Source organism: Anaerostipes sp. 992a, from assembly GCF_001940245.1.
Classification (GTDB): Bacteria; Bacillota; Clostridia; order Lachnospirales; family Lachnospiraceae; genus Fimousia.
Window position 1 is genome coordinate 1,165,114 of sequence record NZ_MJIG01000004.1, and the last position, 16,883, is coordinate 1,181,996.

Genomic DNA, 16,883 nt, shown 5'->3' on the forward strand with positions numbered 1-16,883 from the left:
ATTTATTTACCAAATTTAATTTTGGTATTTCCCCTCAGTTTATTATAAAAATATGGTGCATATTTAGCTAAAATAAATGCAGCAACATGCTTTTTTGATGAATATCTGATACATTTCATTAACGAAAAATGCTGAATATCTTTTTTTAATTCATTAAATTTTTCGACATAAACCTTATGATTCCCACTTTTGATCAATTCTCCATAAATCCGGCATTCATCCGCAATACACATACATTCTGCATATGGTACTAATTCAGGTATAAACGTTTTCACCATATTTAATATCCTTTTAGCTACTATAACACTATCAAAATTTTTTTTTGAAAAATTTTGATTCATAACAGAAGAAGAATTTTGATAATAATGATAATAATTTTGTGGCATCAATGCAATTCGATCTGCTTCTAACAAACATTCACACAAAAATAATCGATCTTCTGCCACTTGAATTGTTGAAACAAATCTATGATTTTCAAGTAATTCTTTTCTATAAACTTTATTCACAACATGTACATCCATGTCTCCATGAAAATAATACTTTAATGCCGACTTTTTATCCACAACTCTATAAATATCCGTTATGGATCTGAATACAATTGTTTCTAATTCCGTATCAAATAAAATTCCTGATGCAACAACATCTGCATCTTCCTTCATGCCTGATTGGTACATTTCACTATAGAATTGTGGTTCAACCCAATCATCTGCATCAAGAAAAGCTACATACTTTCCTCTGGCTTTTTCAATACCCATATTTCTTGCATTTGATACTCCACCATTTTTAATATGAAAAATATGAATATTTTCATATTTTTTAGAATACTCATCTGCAATGCTTCCCGTCTTATCAATCGATCCATCATCGACTACCAATACTTCTATATGTTCAAATGCATTTTGGTTAATGACAGAATCTATACATCTATTTAAATACTTTTCCGCATTATAAGCAGGAATTATAACACTTACCCATATATCATTCTTCATCAATATCTTTCCTCAAACATCTCATCTACAATTTTCTCAAAAGCAGCATTAAATTTAGCATTATTGCTATGATTACCACTCTGCATGCTTTTGGTAATCCTATCATAATTAATGATTATATCATCGAGCTCTTCAATGTTAATAACCGTAAGAATATTCCTATTTCTATTGGCAACTTCCTGAGTAAAATATACCTGATGATCATTTACATGTTCATTAAACTTCTTTTGTCTAGGAACAACGATTGGAATTTTCCCTATCTGAAGCGGCATAATAAAACTTGATGGACCACCATGTGTAATTACGATTCTAGCCTCATCAATCAATTCCATCATCTTCTTATATGGATAAAGTCTCTGCCATGTGCAATATTTCGGTTCATAAGTACTATATCCCGTCTGGATAACTATTTCTTCATCAAGCAATTCTTCTCTCTTCATATCATCCATATATTGAATCAAACGATCAAACGGTTGCTCATGCGTGCCAACCGTAACAAAAATCATATTTACTCCTCCTTAAAAAATACTTCCCAAATTAATTGCTTTTGGATAAACTTGTTTCATCTCTTCCCACTCTACAATAAATTTATCTGTCACTGGATAACACATTTTCCCAGAAAGTGTAGGTTTATCTATTCGATCAAAGACTTCTATATAAATAGTCTTTGATCCCATGAGTTTACCAAGCCAAAAGAATGGGACTGCTGCTGCTGCACCAGATGAAATAATAAGATCCGGTTTTTCTTTGGGAAGAATTCTTATCGCTTTAAACGTATTAATAATCAAAGCCTTAATGCTACGATTACTCGGATAATAACAAGGATACATTGTTTCTCCCTGAAGAAGACTTCTGGCATCTTCTTTATCAAAAGTAACCCAAAATCGCTCCTTATCTTCCCAAAATGGTTTTAACATATATAAATGCGTTAAATGTCCACCAGAAGAACCTACGAAACAAATTTTTAATTTTCTTTTGTTGCTTTTTTTCTTGGTCATCCTACTTCCTTTCTATTTAAATATTCTTATATTCTTATTCTTTATCAAAAATCTTTCGATGCCAATATATACATCTACTTTAATTAACTCCTTCTTGTTTCAATACCACTTTCATAGTTCTACATAAAATCTTAATATCTAACCTTAAATTCCAATTCTGTATATAAGTAGTATCCAGTTCCACTACTTCTTCAAAATTTTTAATATTATTTCTCCCACTGACCTGCCATAACCCAGTAATTCCTGGTTTCGTTGCCAGCCTTGCTCGATGATGCAGTTCGTATTTTTCCCATTCATCTGGTGTGGGCGGTCTTGTCCCTACCAGACTCATTTCTCCAATCAATACATTAAAAAACTGCGGAAATTCATCAATGGATGTTCTCCTGATAAAATGTCCAATCCCAGGTTTTCCATTCTTTCTTCCGATAATCCGGGGATCATCCTTGATCTTGAACATCATTCCATCCTTTACATCATTATATTCCATCAAGTCTTTTTTTCGTTCCTCTGCATCCATGTACATAGAACGGAACTTATACATCTTGAATCTCTTTCCATTTTTTCCAATTCGTTCCTGTGAAAAAAAGATAGGACCTGGTGACTGTATATAAATCAATGGTCCAATTATGACAGTGAGTATGATGGTCAAAATGCTGCCCACCAGCCCTCCTGCAATATCTAGCATACGCTTTAAGAAGCTCTGTCTGTTTGTTGCAATATTCATACTATTAGTCAGAACTGTATAATCTCCCATATTCTCAACAATCTGTCTGGATGCTTTCATCAATGGACGATGAAGCAACGCAAAATGCACGGTAACCCCCATCTGATTGCATCCCTGAATCAGTGTCTGAGCCAGATCAATATCGTTAGGAAGACGAATAAATACTTCATCTACCCAATGACTCTTTACATACTGTAAAAAATTTTCCTGATTAGCGATTACCGGAATTCCCTCTAATTCTTCTCCACATAGATTTTTATCTACTATGCAAATTCCAGTAATTTTAAAGGAATCATACTCTTTTATCGTTAATGATCGAATACAAGATTTCACATTCTTATATGTAGTAACTACAACAAGTGCACGCTGAAATTGATTTTTCTTCTTTTTGATCAAATATCTTTTCCAACCACATCGTATACACCACATACATATCAATTCGATTCCCCACATGCTAAAAAAAATAATACGAGAAAAACGATTGCTGTTATGTGCCATATATAGATATAGTAATAATAAAACATTTACATAGGTAATATGCTTAAAAACTTCCTTTAACTCTACTAAATAACCTCTTTTTAAAATTCCCTTATAACTCTCATTAAAAAACATGACCACCAAATCAATCAAGCCAAGACAAATGGCTATATAACGATATAATCCTGCTTCTGGAAGCCATAGCCTGCCATGCCTGAATTGAAATGCAATCAAAAAGCTGATTTGGATAATCACAAAATCCAGAAGAATAAAATCCAGATGTTTGATCCAGCTTTTTAGATTCTTTCTGTACATTCCCTATCTAACTCCTACTTATGGTAAAAATCTCCGATTGAACAAATTTTATACCCATTGTAACATAGGATTTTAAAATACGTCAAGTTGTAACAGACCTTGACTTTCCATTCATTTTATGTTATGAATGAAGTAACTTATTTGCTGACGGAATCATGTGAATTGACACAGTGCAGATAAGGGTTTGATATGTCGACCGTCTGGGCAGTCCTATTATCTGGCTGTCCTTTTGTTATTTTAGAACATTTTAAAGGACAGCACCCATAAGAAAAGGAGTGCATATTATGAAAATGAAAGAATTATGGATTCAAAGTATTCTGGCAGGTATCTGCATTGGGATCGGAGGAGCTTTCTTCCTGGCCATCGACAACAAGGTCATCGGAGCCTTATTCTTTACTTTGGGTCTCTTCACCATCGTAACAAGAGGATTTCACTTATTTACCGGACGAATCGGATACGTTTTCGATAATCCGCCATCCTACAGCGCATCTTTGATCATTACATGGCTTGGGAATCTAATTGGTACCAATCTGGTATCTTTAAGCCTTACGTTTACCCGATCTGCTGCTGCTTTTCAGGAAAAAGCTGCCGGCATGTGTGACGTAAAGCTCAATGACAGCCTTGTAAGCGTCTTTATCCTGGGGATTTTCTGTAATATCCTGATGTATATTGCTGTAGACGGCTTTCGGAACAACCAACATGAGATTGGAAAATATATCGGTCTTTTCCTGTGTGTAGCTGGATTTATCCTGGCTGGTTTCGAACACTGCATCGCTAACATGTTCTACTTCGGAATGGCCCAAGTATGGTCTGTTCATACAGTGATCTGGTTACTCGCAATGACTGCTGGTAATATCGTCGGAGGGCTGATGATTCCTATTTTGGGGAGAATTTTAAAATAGAGACACCAGCACAAAAAGAGGAGCTGTGGTACACTTTCTATATGTACTACAGCTCCTTTTCTCTTTACCTAAAAACTCATTTCTTTCAGCCGGCAATCGGATTCCAGAGCTTAAAAATCTCTAACAGTCTCTGTCTATTCCCGGCACTCACCACAGTCGCTACGCTTTTAGTGGTTCGTGATAGAATATTTACGAAAAGCACAATCTTCCTCCATATATTGCCTTACTGAAATAATTGAGTTTTATCATTTAGTATGAAAACAAATAAAGTTTTTTGGAAACTAACGGAAAAAAGAAAATTTCTCCGAAAGCGACATGTGCAGGAGGAGAATTTTTCTTTTTCTACTTCACCTTCTTATACTCTGAATACCCTCCATTTACTCCTTTTTTCACCGCTCTGATCTTATAATAATACGTCTTTCCCTTTTTCAGATCTTTAGAATCATAATAGGTAATGGTGGATTGAGTGCTTTCCTTTGTTCCCAGCAAGACATATCCACTGGTAGCCTTTGTGCTTCGATAAACCTTATATTCCGATATGTAAGATAGTTTCTTCCATTTAACTGCTACTTTGTTTCCGGATTTCTTTACAGAGGTAATCTTTGGCACTGGCATCTTGGATGTTACCGTGCGATAACTGGATTTTGCTGTATAGAGTCCGTTCTTATCTCTGGCGCGAATCTTATAATAATATTTCTTCTTAGGAACCGCAGATGTATCCAGACAGCTTACTGTCTTTCCAGAATCTATAGTCTTGATCAACTTATCGGTGCCTGTACTGGATTCCGCCCGATAAATCTCATATCCAATGGCTCCGTCTGCTTTTGACCACTTTAAGGTCACTGGAAATACGGTATCTGTAATCTTTTTTAAGGATGGCTTTTTCGCACTTAACTCCGGCATTTCCCGATAGCCAAGATAGAGATGATTGACTGCCTGTGCCTGTGCCGATGGATCAAACCCGGAATAGCGAAGCACTTCCTTTTCTGGCGCTAAATACGCTCCATTTGGATAGTCGTCGTTTTTCTGATAGACATTGCTGGAATCTCTGGTCACATCAACGATAATCCATGCGCCATCCACATATGCCTCATTCCATACATGATCCTGCTTGTTGATATTCTTTTCTGTTTCCCATGTATTGCCTGGAATACTGATGGAATGACCACTTACGGTACGGCAAGGAATCTCCTGTGCTCTTGCCAGCGCTGCGAATAATGTAGAATAGCCATTACACACTGTCTTTGCTTTTTTGGTACTGGTCTCATTCTTGATCTGCTTATAGAGATCATATGGGTTTAGGGTACCACTGGAGGTCTTTCCTTCAAACAGTGGACGATCATAATAAACGTGACCGGCAATATAATCATGGAGTTTTAACAACTTTCCGTATTTGGTAGAGGCTCCCTTTACAATGCTGTCTGAAAAGTTTTTCAAGGCTTTTACCTCACTGCTGGTCAGCTTCTTTTTGGCATCTTTGGTCCATTTGGCTCCATTTCTGATTTCATAAGACATATCTGCCATGGAGGTATCGAGGTAGCATTTGGTAAAAGAAGTATCATTGCTTCGAATTCTCTGATTTTCTTTTATGATCTTGGTATATTCTTTGATAAATACTCCCTGATCCGTCACACGAAGGGGAATCCCTTTCATGTTTGGCTTATCCTTGTTATATGTGTCCCCTTCGCTTTTGATAAATTTTATGGATACGATGTATTCTGCTTTTTCGCAGTCGCTAAAATCCAGTGTTTTTATAAAGGTTCGATCTGCATCTGGAACACCGCAAGCTTGACTCTGGCTAAATTTATTTCTTCCATTTTTGTCTCGGACACAAACAAAGAATCCTGCATAGCTTTTCTGCGTCTTTCCGGATACGGTCATCTGCATACCATTCGTCACGATATCGCAGTATTCTCTGCTTCTCATCTTGGAGGCTTCTTCTGCACTATGATATTCAGTTACCAATGCCGGATTTTGTAAATCCTCTTCTTCTACCTTTCCCCAGACTGTGGTCTCCGGCGCCCATAACATTAGAAGCAAACATAGGCAGAAGCAGCCCCATCTTCGTAATCTTTTCATTTTTCCCTCACTTCCTTTCTCTTCTTTTATTTTACACGATACGCCCTTTGAGGCATAGAAAAAGTTTTTCTGGCATTCCTAAATTCCTTTTAAAATTATCTTGACTTTCAAACTATTTTAATATAAACTATTTTACATAGTATTTAATACTACTTTTATTTTTCATGTGCATACCTTGCACATGTTATCTCAATTACATACATGCACATATTCAAAAAAGGAGCTGCACTTTCCCAGTGATTTTTTCATTCACTGAGAAAGTACAGCTCCTTTTGGGAAACATTGAAAATCCAATGCAAATCTTGTATACTTTAACTGAAACTATGCTTGCAAAGGAGAAGAATTATGAAAACACTGATCTTAATTATCGTCTTAATTGCAGCCAATACCATCCAGGCCATTACCGGCTTTGCAGGTCCTCTGATCTCCATGCCCCCAGCTATCGTATTGGTAGGAGTCGACCAGGCGAAAGCCATTATTACTTTTATCGGATGGCTGGCTGCACTGATTGTTACCATTCAGAACTTTAAATATATCAAATGGAAGGAACTGGGCAAGATGATTCTTTTCATGTTCATTGGTATGTATCTTGGTATCCTATTGTTTGATGCTCTTCCACTGAATGCGCTCTTAACCTTCTATGCCATTGTTGTTCTTGCCATCGGTGCTAAGAATCTACTGTCTCAGACGCTTCGGAAGAAAGAACGTTCTTCACATAAGCTTCCAGTCCCAATTCTATTTCTGGTTTTGATCATTGCCGGCATGATGCAGGGAATGTTTACCTCCGGTGGTTCTTTTCTGGTCGTTTATGCTGCTGTCATGCTTACGGATAAAACTGAATTTCGTGCTACAGTTTCCACTGTATGGGTCATCCTGAATGTATTTCTCATGTACAACCATTTCCAGTGGGGCTTTTACACACCGGAAACTTTAAAGCTGATTGGCTTAAGCATTCCTCCGGTCTTTGCCTCCATTTATATCGGCAATCGGATTCATGACCGTCTGAATGCAGAAGCCTTCTTAACATTCACTTATGGCCTCCTTATCGTTTCCGGAGGAATTCTATTATTTACTTAAGGAAGCTCTGATTGCTTTTAATATCTGTATGATCGGGAAATTACAAAACGCCAGTCCGTATACAGTCAGAAGCTGGAACATGGTAAGTGTCTGTACCTTAAACAGGCTGTGCAGTGCTGGAACACATAATACCGCAGTCATAAGAATGGCCCCTATGAAAAAGGCTCCGAACAATGCCGGATTATTCCACATCTCTTTCTTCCCAATGACCGGATGGCTGGATTTGCAGTTAAATCCATGGAACAATCTTCCCAAACACAGGGTACCAAATGCCATGGTGCTGGCAAGCAGATGATTGCCATCCTGGTAACCGATCAAAAATGCAATGACTGTCATACCTCCAATCACAAGACCTTCGATTCCAATCTTACTTAGGAAGTCTCTGGTCAGGATCGATTCATTGACCGGCCTTGGCTTCTCTTCCATCACTTCTTTCGTATGAGGCTCAAGACCAAGTGCAATCGCCGGTAGACTGTCTGTCAGCAGATTGATAAACAGCAAATGCACCGGTTCAAATGGCACTGGTAAGGCCGCCAGAGAAGCAAAAAGCACCGTTAAGATTCCACCAAAATTTCCAGATAAGAGGAACTGAATGGACTGCTTAATATTCTTATATACATTTCTTCCATTTTCCACTGCTTTTATGATCGTAGCAAAGTTATCATCAGCCAATATCATGGACGCCGCGTCCTTGGATACTTCACTTCCGGTAATTCCCATAGCCACTCCAATATCTGCCTGCTTTAAAGCCGGAGCATCATTGACACCATCCCCGGTCATTGCCACGATGTTGCCCTTGTCCTGCCATGCCCGCACGATACGAATCTTATGCTCTGGAGAGACTCTGGCATAGACAGAAATACCTTCTACGAATTCCTGCAATTCTTCGTCACTCATATGCTCGATCTGGGCACCCTCACAGGCCTCTGATTCTTCTTTCAGAATGCCAATCCTCTTAGCAATGGCTGCTGCAGTCACCTTGTGATCTCCGGTGATCATAACCGGCTTGATGCCTGCACGGATGCATTCCTCTACCGCCTCCTTTGACTCTTCTCTCGGAGGGTCCATCATGGCGATCAGACCAAGAAAGATATCCTCTTTTTCATCCGCAAGAACAAGGTCTCGTTCCTCTTCCAGAATGCGATAGGCAAAACCCAGTACCCGCAATCCATGTCTGGAAAATGCCTGGTTGCATTTTATAATCTCTGCCAGATGCTTTTCTGTTATCTCTTCTATACCATGTTCTGTTTCGATCCATTTTAGTCGGGATAAGAGTACGTCTACGGCCCCCTTGGTTACCATAACTGCTTTTCCATCCATCGGATGTAATGTTGACATCAGCTTCCGATCGCTGTCAAATGGAAGTTCGGAGATTCTTGGATACTCATCTCTTACTTTCATACAGTCATAGCCAAGCTTGCTTCCCAAATTGATCAGGGCCGTTTCCGTAGGATCTCCGATTTCCTTTCCGCCAAGATTGGTAGCATCATTACAAAGCATACTGTGTAGTAACAGCTTCTTTTGCAACGGATCTTCCATGGAAATCTGACTGACATCTATTACATTTTCTCCTGTATAATATTGTTCCACCGTCATTTTGTTCTGTGTCAATGTTCCCGTTTTATCCGAACAGATGACAGATACGCTTCCAAGCCCTTCTACAGCCTGAAGCTTTCGGATGATCGCCTTCTCCTTTGCCATCTTCTGTGTTCCAAAAGAAAGTACAATGGTTACAATCGAACTTAAAGCCTCTGGAATGGCTGCCACCGCAAGGGCTACTGCGAACAGAAAGGCACTTTCGATGGATTCCCCACGAAAGACACTGACACCAAATAAAATGCCGCAAAAGATCAAAATGATCATAGACAGCTTCTGTCCAAACTGATCTAAGTTCACCTGGAGCGGTGTCTTCTTCTCAGAGGTGGACTTTAATAACCCTGCAATTTTTCCCATCTCCGTATTCATGCCGGTTGCCGTAACCAGATAGCTGCCCCGTCCATATGTGACAAAGCTTCCAGCATAGACCATATTGGTTCTATCTCCCAAAGGTAACTCTCCCTGCAATACCATATGCGTCTTTTCCACTGCCAGACTTTCTCCCGTCAAAGCACTTTCATCTGCTTTCAGGCTGGCAGACTCTAACATCCTTCCATCCGCTGGTACTGCATCTCCTGCTTCTAAGTACACTTCATCTCCAGGAACCAGCTGAGAAGATGGAACTTTTACGATTCTTCCATCTCGCAGTACCTTGGCTTCGGGACTGGATAATGCCTTTAAGCTTTTTAAGGACTGCTCTGCCTTTAAGGTCTGCACCGTTCCCAAAATTGCATTCATTGTGATGACTACCAGAATAACCAGAGTACTTTCCCAGTCTCCGAGAAATCCCGATACTATGGCTGCCAGAATCAGGATCATTACGAGAAAATCCTGAAACTGCTCCAGAAAAATCTGCATCTTCCCTTTCTTCTTTCCCTCCTCCAGCTCATTGGGACCAAATTTTTTCTGCCTCTCTAAAACCTGCGTGTTGTTCAGTGGATACAGGCCCCCGTTCATCTCTTTTCGGACCTCTGTCTTCGTCATTTGATAAAATTCCTTCATATTCTGCCCTCCTGCTCATCACCATCTTTTTTAAATCAATCAAAAATGTACAGCACATAGTGCCTTATGATGCAAAAAAAGACCAGGCTTTTATTGCATCACAAAAATACAATAAAAGTCTGGCCTTTTCATCACGATACGAACAGAAAGTCCCTTCTGTTGAGATTGACGACACCGTGAACGCAGCGCGCAGGCTACTCCCTTTTATTTACTAGTAGTATATACGCTGCCTTCTTTTTTGTCAACGATGTCTTTTTCTTTCTACTGTGCTGTCAATAATGCCTGTAAGGACTGAATAAAGCTTGTCATATTTCTATAACAGATAAAGCAGCAGATGACGATAATGACAATACCTAAAAGATTGTTGATGATACCGTTTTTGTACTGTCCCATCTCCTTAGAGTTTACGCAGTATAACAGGAAGAATGCGATCAATGGTAAGATGATAGCATTGGCTGCCTGTGCAACTAAGATCAGCTGAGTTGGGCTTGCACCAAGTGCGATCGCAAGGATTGCTCCTAATACGATGATGAATAACCATACGCCCTTGAATTTCATATCCTTTAAATCCGCTTTCCAGCCTAAAGAGCCGGTTGTTGCAAATGCTGCTGCCAAAGGAGCTGCGATTGCAGAGGAGAAACCAGCTGCAAGAAGGCCGATTCCAAGGAACCATTTTGCCCATTCACCCATAACTGGTTCTACAGCCAGGGCTAAGTCTGCGCCACTTGCAATTTCAACACCACTGCCGTACATATTTGCTGCTGCTGCAACGATGATACCCATGGATACTAATCCACCCAAACCGATGGAGATGATCGTATCCATTCTTGCATCTCCCAGGTTCTCTACTCCATTCCAGCGTTCTGCTGTGGAGGATGCATGTAAGAACAGATTGTAAGGTACTACTGTTGTACCAATCAATCCGATAACCGTCATTAAGTCATTTCCACCAGATTTTGGTGTTACTAATCCTTTTGCTACTGCACCCCAGTCTGGATGAGAAGCGATTGCTGTAATGGTAAATACAACTGCCATTAAGATAACGATTCCGGTTAATACTTTTTCAATGGCTTTATAGCTTCCGGACCATAACAGCGCGATTGCTAACAGTGAGATAACGATTACGATGGCCTGCATTGGTACTCCTGGAACTAAGGTTGTAAATCCCATGATACCGCCCGTAATATTTCCTGTTTCATAAGCAGAGTTTCCTACGAAGATTGCTACGATCACAAGAAGAATGGCAATGGTACGAATCGGACCGCTAGGCATCTTTTCACGGATATTTTCTGCCAGTCCTTTTTTTGTTACCAGACCCAGTCTGGAAGACATCTCCTGGAATACAATCGTTGCAATGGTTGAGAATAACATGGCCCATAATAAAGTGTAGCCACTGGTCGCACCTGCACGTGTACAGGTTGTTACCGTACCTGGTCCAATAAATGCTGCTGCAACTAAAGCACCCGGTCCAATGTTTTTCATTTTCTGAATAAATTTAGACATATCTAATTCCTCCTTTTCATCCACTATGATTTTTATCATAAAGGCTATGCTCGGATGATTTCCTACTCCATCTGACAAGCCTTGATGAACTAGCTATACGATGTCCTTTAATGGACAGATTGTGATTCCTTCTGATTCCAGTGTCGCTCTGATCTTTTTTACAAAGGCCAGTGCTTTTTCCCCATCTCCATGTACACAGATAGAATCAATCTTCACTGGAATTTCCTTTCCGGTAATCGCAGTGACGCATCCTTCCTTGATGCCTTTGACAACTCTCCAAATCGCAATCTCTTCATCCGTTATCATTGCACCTGGTTTGGTACGGGCAACTAAGGAACCATCCTCTTCATAAGCCCGGTCTGCAAAGAACTCTCTTGCCACCCTAAGACCCATGTCATTGGCAGCCTGAATCATTTGACTTCCAGAAAGTCCGAGTAAAATAATATTTGGATCAAATTCATAAATGGCTTCACAGATGGCTTTGGAAAGCTCATAATCTTTTCCCGCCATATTATATAAGGCTCCATGTGGCTTCACATGTGAAATTTCCATGCCCTTACTCTTACAAAAGCCGTATAGAGCACCCAGCTGATAGGTTACATAAGCCTTCGCTTCCTTTGGCGATACATTCATATTTCTTCTTCCAAAGCCCATCAAATCTGGAAATCCAGGATGTGCACCTACACAGATTCCCTGTTCCTTTGCCATGGAAATTGTCTGATCCATGACAATGGGATCGGATGCATGATATCCACATGCCACATTGGCAGATGAGATCAATGGAATTACCTGCTCATCCAGTCCAAGGGTATATCGGCCAAAACTTTCTCCCAGATCACAGTTTAAATCAACTTTATACATATCATTCTCATCCTTTCAAATCTACATTTTTCACATCTGTAATCAACATATGCCCTGGAGAATGAGTAATTACAAATTCTGGCTTCACGTTCATCAGAACAGACTGTGGAGTAACCCCACATGCCCAGAATACTGGAACCTCTCCATCTTTGATCTCGACCGGATCTCCAAAATCTGGTTTATTAATATCCTTGATACCAATGGCCGCAGGATCGCCGATATGAACCGGTGTACCATGCACCTGAGGCATCGTACCGCTTACAGTAACTGCACGTACAATCTGATCATATGGAATCGGTCTCATACTAACGGTCATCGGACCATGAAAGATTCCCGCTGGAACCGTCTCAATATTGGTAATATACATTGGAACATTGCATCCCATCGTGTTATGACGCATCTCAATTCCTGCTTCGATCAGCTCGGATTCGAAGGAAAAGCTGCATCCGATCAGAAAGCTTACCAGGTCATCTCTCCAGAAATCTTCCACGCTGGTGTATTCACCCTTTAATTCTCCTTTTTCATAAACCCGGTACTTTGGAAAATCCGTAGCAATATCGCAGTTCTTTGCAATGTATTTCAGTTCTCTGCTTCCCACATCGCTGACCTCCAGAATTGGACATGGTTTTGGATTTCTCTGTGTGAATAAGAGAAAATCATAGGCTAACTCTTTTGGAAGAATCGCCAGATTGGCCTGAGCATATCCCGCACACATTCCTGAAGTCGGTACAGTAATCTTACCTTCTCGAATCAACTTTCTTACTTCCCAGGGCTTTGCATTTACATAATCCATAGACTTTCCTCCTTGCTATTCCTTATAATTCAATAAATCTTCAATAAATCCGGTATCCGCTTCTCCATCGCAAAAGATTGGATTCTTAAAGATCAGATACTGAAAGTTTACATTGGTATCAATCCCTAAAATTACCAGTTCTTCCAGGGCTGTACGCATTTTCCGAATGGCCGCCTTACGGTCTTTGCCATGAACAATCACCTTGGCGATCATAGAATCGTATTCGGATGGAACCTGATATCCCTCATAAATAGCAGTATCCACACGCACGCCATTGCCGCCTGGAAGATGAACATGTTTAATAAGACCAGGACAAGGGATAAAGTTCTTTTCCGGCATCTCTGCATTGATCCGGCACTCAATCGCATGTCCGCGAAGCTCAATATCCTCCTGCTTTACAGAAAGCTCATAGCCCATTGCAGATTCTATCTGCATCTCGATCAGGTCCAGTCCAGTGACCATCTCTGTTACTGGATGCTCTACCTGAATTCTGGTATTCATCTCCATAAAATAAAACTCTCCAGACTGATCTACAATATATTCAATGGTTCCTGCGCTGCTGTACCCTACGGTCTTGGCAGCCAGAATCGCCATCTCATTCATTTTCTTTCTTGTTTCATCGTTAATAGCTGGAGAAGGAGATTCTTCGATCATCTTCTGATGATTTCTCTGTACGGAACAGTCTCTGTCCCCAAGCGCAACCACGTTGCCATGCTTATCTGCCATAATCTGAATCTCTACATGTCTTGGCTTCATGATGCACCGCTCCATGTACATGGTATCATCGGCAAATGCATTGACTGACTCTCTCTGTGCCGTATTAAACTGAAATTCAAAATCCTCTTCCGAATGAGAGATTCGCATCCCCTTTCCTCCGCCTCCAGAAGAAGCCTTGATCATGACTGGGAATCCGATTTCCTTGGCAAACTCCAATGCCTTCTTAGATTCATACACCGGCTCTTTGGTTCCCGGCACTACAGGAACCCCTGCTTCCATCATGGTCTTTCTGGCCTCAGATTTATTCCCCATACGATCAATAATCTCTGGATCAGGTCCGATAAAATCAATCCCATTCTCTATACACATACGCGCAAATGCACTGTTCTCTGATAAAAATCCAAATCCTGGATGAATGGCGTCAGCACCTGTATTCTTGGCCGCCATAATAATCCGTTCCATATTCAGGTAGCTGTTTTTTACAGGACCTTCCCCGATGCAGACTCTCTGATCTGCCAGCTTTGTGTGAAGGGCATTTTCATCTTCTTTTGAATACACTGCTACGGATAAAATTCCAAGATTCCTCAGCGCACGGATGATACGAACGGCGATTTCTCCACGATTGGCTATTAATACTTTTTGATACATACGATTCCACCTCTTTTACGCCTTAATCTTAAATAATGGCTGTCCGTATTCTACTTTCTGTTCATTGCTTACAAGAATCGCCTCGATCTCCCCGGCATAATCGCTTTCAATCTCATTCATCAGCTTCATGGCTTCTACAATACATAAGGTCTGTCCCACTTCAACTTTATCGCCAACATTGACAAAGGATGGAGCATCTGGAGATGGCGCACTATAGAAGGTGCCAACCATTGGGGACAATACATATAATTCATCTTCTGCCTCTTCTTCTGCCACAGGTGCCTCCTGGCTGGAAACAGCGGAAGTCTGCACTACAACAGCATCTGCTGCGGTCGCTTTTTTCAGTACGATCTTATCGTCTCCTTCCTTTAAGGAAAATTCCACCAAAGAAGAGTCTTCCATCAATTCCATCAATTTTTTTACTTTGCTTAAATCCATGGTTCTACCTCCATTGTTTCTTTCTCTTTATCAAATAATTTTGCTAATCGTTTTGCTGTCAGGCGGGGATCTAACACCTCTTTACAAGGATGATGAATCTTATTTCTCATCTCATCGAATTCCTTAATCTCCTGACGATACAATTCCTGTGCTGTTTTTACAGAAACCGGATAGAAACGAATCTTATTGCCAGGCTTCCTCTGTACAAGCTTCGGAATATCTACGCCAATGACTGTGGCAATCTTTGTGTAGCCTCCGGTTGTCTGCCTGTCGGCAAGCATAATGATCGGTTTTCCATGGGACGGCACCTGAATCGCCCCAAATGGAATCCCATCCGAAATAATATCTGCGCTTCCCTTGTGAGCAATATGTGGTCCCTCTAATCGATAGCCCATCCGGTCGGCATCTGCTGTTACTGTATATTCTTCTGTAAGAAATGTCTTAATTCCTTTTTTCGTAAAGGCATCCTCCTGCGGTCCCATGACCACACGAATGTCTACCTCTTCCTTTCCAAAATCGTCCGGCTCCAAATGTCTGGAAAGAAAATACGGCAAATACCGCTTCTTTGCCCGGAACCAGATCTGGTCATTCTTCTCTATCTTTCTTCCATGAAATCCGCCTACACTGCATTTTGTATTGGTAGAACGGCTTCCCATCACGTTCTTCACATCCAGACGACTGGAAATAGCCAGATAACCCCAGCATCCTGTCTCCGCAAAGCCGATTTCCAGCAGGTCTCCTTTGTGAACATAAACTGCTGCATACATATGGATCGGCTTACCATTGAGTTTTGGAGAAAACTTCCCTCCTGTCATCGCAATGATCGTATCGGAAGTAAATCGAATCGTCGGTCCTACCATGGAAAATTCAATGACTGCTTCATTTTCCGGATTATCCACCAGTAAATTGGCAATCATAAAGGATCGGCGATCCATAACGCCGGATACAGAAAATCCAGATTTCTGATATCCAGTACGTCCAAGATCCTGTACCGTAGTGAACAAACCGCTTTTTTCAAATAAAATTCCCATCTATTCACCCTCCTCCAGAATCTGATATTCATATTGTCCCTGTTCTTCTAACTGTCTGATCTTCTCAAATTCTTCCGGTGTAATCGGAACAAACCTGATATAATCACCTGCCTCATAAAGAATCGGTGGTTCTCTGTCAGGATCATATGGCCTGATCGGTGTTGTTCCAATCAAACGCCAGCCTCCAGGAGAATCCAATGGATAGATTCCCGTCTGTGCTCCTCCGATCCCCACAGAGCCGGTTGGAATCCGAATTCTTGGGTTGGACAATCTCGGTGTCTCCAGTCGTGGGTCCATTCCTCCTAAATAAGCAAAGCCGGGAAGGAACCCCAACATATAAATCAAATAATTTCTATTAGCATGAAGCTCGATTACTTCTTTTTCTGTCATATTGCCATACTCTGCAACATCCGCAAGGTCAGGACCATATTCTCCTCCATAACATACTGGAATCTGGAAGATCCGAACCTTCTGTGCATCACCAGCATCATCCACCTTCAGCAATCTCTCAATAATCTCCTTCATCTCATCATATAAAAGAAATCTAGGATCATAATTAATCAACACTGAACGAAAGGTGGGAATAATATCCGTAATTCCTGTAATCTCTTCTTTCTTCAGTACATTGGTAAAATTTCGAATTTTTTGGTTAATCTCATCACTGATAACATCACCGAATTCCACATCAACTGCGGAATCTCCACATAAAAGTATTCTGGGATATTTCATAATT

General features: G+C 40.6%; 15 protein-coding genes. 2 read left to right on the forward strand and 13 right to left on the reverse strand.

The window, feature by feature from the left end; genetic code table 11:
* Positions 1-2 precede the first annotated feature (2 nt).
* The 4 genes from BHF69_RS09845 to BHF69_RS09860 all read right to left on the reverse strand — a co-directional run bounded on the left by BHF69_RS09845 (position 3) and on the right by BHF69_RS09860 (position 3,503).
* Positions 3-989 carry a glycosyltransferase family 2 protein gene (locus BHF69_RS09845; protein WP_075671092.1) on the reverse strand — a complete coding sequence of 329 codons (987 nt, stop codon included), beginning with the start codon at positions 987-989 and terminating at the stop codon, positions 3-5.
* Entirely contained in the window at positions 989-1,495 is a 507-nt protein-coding gene (locus tag BHF69_RS09850) for a glycosyltransferase (RefSeq protein WP_075671094.1), read from the reverse strand. The genes BHF69_RS09845 and BHF69_RS09850 overlap by 1 nt, the downstream gene beginning before the upstream one ends.
* A gap of 12 nt (positions 1,496-1,507) precedes the next feature.
* Positions 1,508-1,987 carry a PssD/Cps14F family polysaccharide biosynthesis glycosyltransferase gene (pssD, locus tag BHF69_RS09855; RefSeq protein ID WP_075671096.1) on the reverse strand — a complete coding sequence of 160 codons (480 nt, stop codon included), beginning with the start codon at positions 1,985-1,987 and terminating at the stop codon, positions 1,508-1,510.
* A gap of 79 nt (positions 1,988-2,066) precedes the next feature.
* Positions 2,067-3,503, reverse strand: a complete 1,437-nt coding sequence (locus BHF69_RS09860; RefSeq protein WP_075671098.1) for a sugar transferase — start codon at positions 3,501-3,503, stop codon at positions 2,067-2,069.
* 284 nt (positions 3,504-3,787) lie between these two features.
* Here BHF69_RS09860 and BHF69_RS09865 point away from each other — a divergent pair, with 284 nt between their 5' ends.
* Entirely contained in the window at positions 3,788-4,405 is a 618-nt protein-coding gene (locus tag BHF69_RS09865; protein ID WP_083651224.1) for a formate/nitrite transporter family protein, read from the forward strand.
* Between the two features lie 342 nt (positions 4,406-4,747).
* On the opposite strand, the gene BHF69_RS09870 is transcribed toward BHF69_RS09865, so the two are convergent.
* Entirely contained in the window at positions 4,748-6,484 is a 1,737-nt protein-coding gene (locus tag BHF69_RS09870; protein WP_075671100.1) for a transglutaminase domain-containing protein, read from the reverse strand.
* A gap of 345 nt (positions 6,485-6,829) precedes the next feature.
* Between BHF69_RS09870 and BHF69_RS09875 the strand changes: the two genes are divergently transcribed.
* Positions 6,830-7,561, forward strand: a complete 732-nt coding sequence (locus tag BHF69_RS09875) for a sulfite exporter TauE/SafE family protein (protein ID WP_075671102.1) — start codon at positions 6,830-6,832, stop codon at positions 7,559-7,561.
* Here BHF69_RS09875 and BHF69_RS09880 read toward each other — a convergent pair.
* The 8 genes from BHF69_RS09880 to pxpB all read right to left on the reverse strand — a co-directional run bounded on the left by BHF69_RS09880 (position 7,550) and on the right by pxpB (position 16,879).
* Positions 7,550-10,159 (reverse strand): cation-translocating P-type ATPase, encoded by a 2,610-nt coding sequence (locus tag BHF69_RS09880; RefSeq protein ID WP_075671104.1) that lies wholly within the window; start codon positions 10,157-10,159, stop codon positions 7,550-7,552. The two genes, BHF69_RS09875 and BHF69_RS09880, sit on opposite strands and share 12 nt — an antisense overlap.
* A gap of 261 nt (positions 10,160-10,420) precedes the next feature.
* Positions 10,421-11,662: an Nramp family divalent metal transporter gene (locus tag BHF69_RS09885; RefSeq protein WP_075671106.1), complete on the reverse strand. Its 1,242-nt coding sequence runs from the start codon at positions 11,660-11,662 to the stop codon at positions 10,421-10,423.
* Between the two features lie 93 nt (positions 11,663-11,755).
* The gene (locus BHF69_RS09890) at positions 11,756-12,523 is read right to left on the reverse strand and encodes a LamB/YcsF family protein (protein ID WP_075671108.1); all 768 of its coding nucleotides are present in this window, start codon (positions 12,521-12,523) and stop codon (positions 11,756-11,758) included.
* Positions 12,524-12,530: 7 nt separating this feature from the next.
* On the reverse strand, positions 12,531-13,316 hold the full coding sequence (locus BHF69_RS09895; protein ID WP_075671110.1) for a putative hydro-lyase: 786 nt from the start codon (positions 13,314-13,316) through the stop codon (positions 12,531-12,533).
* Positions 13,317-13,331: 15 nt separating this feature from the next.
* Positions 13,332-14,681, reverse strand: coding sequence for an acetyl-CoA carboxylase biotin carboxylase subunit (accC, locus tag BHF69_RS09900; RefSeq protein ID WP_075671112.1), 1,350 nt, complete (start codon positions 14,679-14,681; stop codon positions 13,332-13,334).
* Between the two features lie 15 nt (positions 14,682-14,696).
* Positions 14,697-15,119 carry an acetyl-CoA carboxylase biotin carboxyl carrier protein gene (gene accB, locus BHF69_RS09905; protein ID WP_075671114.1) on the reverse strand — a complete coding sequence of 141 codons (423 nt, stop codon included), beginning with the start codon at positions 15,117-15,119 and terminating at the stop codon, positions 14,697-14,699.
* Positions 15,110-16,150 (reverse strand): biotin-dependent carboxyltransferase family protein, encoded by a 1,041-nt coding sequence (locus BHF69_RS09910; protein WP_075671116.1) that lies wholly within the window; start codon positions 16,148-16,150, stop codon positions 15,110-15,112. The genes accB and BHF69_RS09910 overlap by 10 nt, the downstream gene beginning before the upstream one ends.
* Positions 16,151-16,879, reverse strand: a complete 729-nt coding sequence (pxpB, locus tag BHF69_RS09915) for a 5-oxoprolinase subunit PxpB (RefSeq protein ID WP_075671118.1) — start codon at positions 16,877-16,879, stop codon at positions 16,151-16,153. It abuts the gene before it with no gap.
* Positions 16,880-16,883 lie beyond the last annotated feature (4 nt).